Source organism: Mesorhizobium sp. M7A.F.Ca.US.005.03.2.1 (assembly GCF_003997795.1).
GTDB lineage: Bacteria > Pseudomonadota > Alphaproteobacteria > Rhizobiales > Rhizobiaceae > Mesorhizobium > Mesorhizobium ciceri.
Genome location: NZ_RZRP01000873.1, coordinates 1 through 2,519 on the forward strand (window position 1 = coordinate 1; position 2,519 = coordinate 2,519).

3 protein-coding genes and 1 pseudogene are annotated in these 2,519 nt (G+C 61.6%); 3 read left to right on the plus strand and 1 reads right to left on the minus strand.

Annotated features, from left to right (window positions below):
- Positions 1-331: pseudogene (locus tag EN991_RS31775) on the plus strand (UDP-glucose 4-epimerase); the annotation flags it as partial.
- Positions 332-446: 115 nt separating this feature from the next.
- On the opposite strand, the gene EN991_RS31780 reads toward EN991_RS31775, so the two are convergent.
- A complete protein-coding gene (locus EN991_RS31780) occupies positions 447-725 on the minus strand; it encodes a hypothetical protein (RefSeq protein ID WP_127370232.1) in 279 nt (92 codons plus the stop codon).
- Here EN991_RS31780 and EN991_RS31785 point away from each other — a divergent pair.
- The gene (locus EN991_RS31785; RefSeq protein ID WP_013531376.1) at positions 697-1,731 is read left to right on the plus strand and encodes an extracellular solute-binding protein; all 1,035 of its coding nucleotides are present in this window, start codon (positions 697-699) and stop codon (positions 1,729-1,731) included. The two genes, EN991_RS31780 and EN991_RS31785, sit on opposite strands and share 29 nt — an antisense overlap.
- 85 nt (positions 1,732-1,816) lie before the next feature.
- The coding region (locus EN991_RS31790; RefSeq protein WP_164769513.1) for an amidase at positions 1,817-2,519 on the plus strand (703 nt) is incomplete at its 3' end.

Genomic DNA, 2,519 nt, shown 5'->3' on the forward strand with positions numbered 1-2,519 from the left:
GGGTTATGTCGACGACATCGTCGAGGGGCTGGAACGTTACTTCTGGCGCGACGGCATCTCGCATCGCGGCCCTCTGAACATCGGCAACGATCACGAGGTTTCCGTCCTGCGCATCGCGGAATTCGTCAGGTCGCTTGTCCCCGGCAGCCGCATCGAGCACCACCCTCCGGCTCCCCAGGATCCGACAAATCGGCGTCCGGACCTGACGTCGGCGAGGCATGTCCTTCCTGGCTGGGAAGCCAGGACGAGCTATCAGGAAGGCATCGGGCGCACCTTCGATTGGTTCCGTCAGCGAATTGCGGCCGGAACCGTTGCGGCCCCAACGGCCTGACGCGCCCGGCGTCGCGGCCAAAGCTCTTTCCTGGCTGCCCACTTGGTCACCACCGCATCGGGCGCACCCATCGGCGAGCCCTGGCCGTATCCGCATAAAGATATTGACTGCATGTTTAGTCATAGTTACTCCTGAGGTCGCGAATTGAGTTGGACAGCCGGCGCCAGCCGGTGAATGGCCACCATGAAGAGGGGAATATCTCGACTGCGATGCGGCTTGCCGTTGCCGGTGCGCCGCATGCCGCAAATGCGATGTCGACGGCCGTTCTCGTGCCGTCGATCGGCATTGTCGCGGCCATCTTTTCGTCAGCAGGAAACGGACCTGAGGCCGTAACGCCGCCGGTCCCAACAATGGGAGCATACAGCATGAACTGGAAACTGACCGCGACGGCCATCGGCCTGTCGCTGCTGACTGTCACGGGCGTTGCCCATGCCGACGGCGAACTCAACATCTACAATTGGGGCAACTACACCAGTCCCGACCTGATCAAGAAGTTCGAGGAGACCTACAAGGTCAAGGTCACCGTCACCGACTATGATTCCAACGATACCGCCCTGGCCAAGGTCCGGCAGGGCGCCTCCGGCTATGACATCGTCGTGCCCTCGGCGAGCGTCGTGCCGGTCTGGATCAGCGAAGGTCTGCTCTTGGAGACCGATCCCAACAAGATGGAGAACTTCAAGAACGTCGATCCCAGGTGGGTCGATGTTCCATTCGATCCAGGCCGCAAATATACCGTTCCATGGCAGTGGGGCACGACCGGCATTTCGGTGAACAAGTCGGTTTATGCCGGCGACCCCAACACATCGGCGATCTTCCTCGACCCACCCCCCGAACTCGTCGGCAAGATCAATGTCGTACCCGAAATGGGTGACATCATGTTCCTCGCCATCGCTTACGAGGGTGGCAAATATTGCAGCAGCGACATGCAGATGCTGAAGAAGGTGCATGACAAGCTGGTGGAGGCGAAGGCGAAATGGCTTTCGCTCGACTATGCGGCCGTCGATGGCCTGGGCAGGGGCGACATCGCCGCGGGCGTCAACTGGAACGGCATATCGCTGCGCGAGCGGCTTGAGAACGACAAGATCGTCTATGGCTATCCCAAGGAAGGCTATCCGATCTGGATGGACAATGTCGCTGTCCTCAAGGACGCCAAAAATGTCGACAACGCCAAGCTGTTCCAGAATTTCATCATGGATCCGCAGAATGCGGCACTGATCTCAGCCTTTGCGCGTTATTCGAACGGTATCAAGGGCTCGGAAGCCTTCATGCCCGACGACATGAAGACCGCGCCGGAAGTCAACATTCCCGCCGATTTCGCCGCCAAGGGCCAGTTCATGCAGGCATGCCCGCCCGACGTGCAGGCGCTCTACACGAAGATCTGGACCGACCTGCAGAAATGACCTGACCAGGCTTTCCCGCGCCGCTGCACGCGGCGCGGTCATCTCCGTCCATGCAACGCGATGCGCAGATCGCAGGAGACTTCCCATGACCGATCTCGACCTTTGCTACATGCCGGCCAGCGAGGCGCTGCGGCTGTTCAAGGCAAAGAAGCTTTCGCCCGTCGAACTGATGCAGGCCACCATCCGCCGCGCCGAAGCCACCAAGCCGACGATCAACTGCCTCACCTTCACGCATTTCGACGAGGCGATGGACCTGGCCAGGAAAGCCGAGGCGAAATACGCCAGGGGGGCCCGTACCGGGGCGCTCGAGGGACTGCCGATCGGCATCAAGGACGAGAGCTACATCAAGGACAAGCCGACCTCGCACGGCTCGCTGCTGTCCCGGGATGCCATCGGTGGCCATACGTCGACGATGAACGAGCGCATCATCAAGGCCGGAGGCATTGTCCATGCCCGCACGGCGACGCCTGAATTCAGCTGCGCCGGCTACACCTGGTCGAAACGCTGGGGCGTGACGCGCAATCCGTGGAACCCGGATTTCACGCCCGGCGGTTCGTCCGGCGGTGCCGCGGCGACGCTGGCGTCCGGCACGTCGTCGATCGCCACCGGCTCGGACATTGCCGGGTCGATCCGAATTCCCGCGTCGGCCTGCGGTCTTGTCGGCTTCAAGCCGCCTTACGGGCGCAATCCGGACGAGCCGCCGTTCAACCTCGATTTCTACTGCCACACCGGACCTTTGGCGCGAAACGTCGGGGATGCGATCCTGCTGCAGAACGTGATGGCCGGAC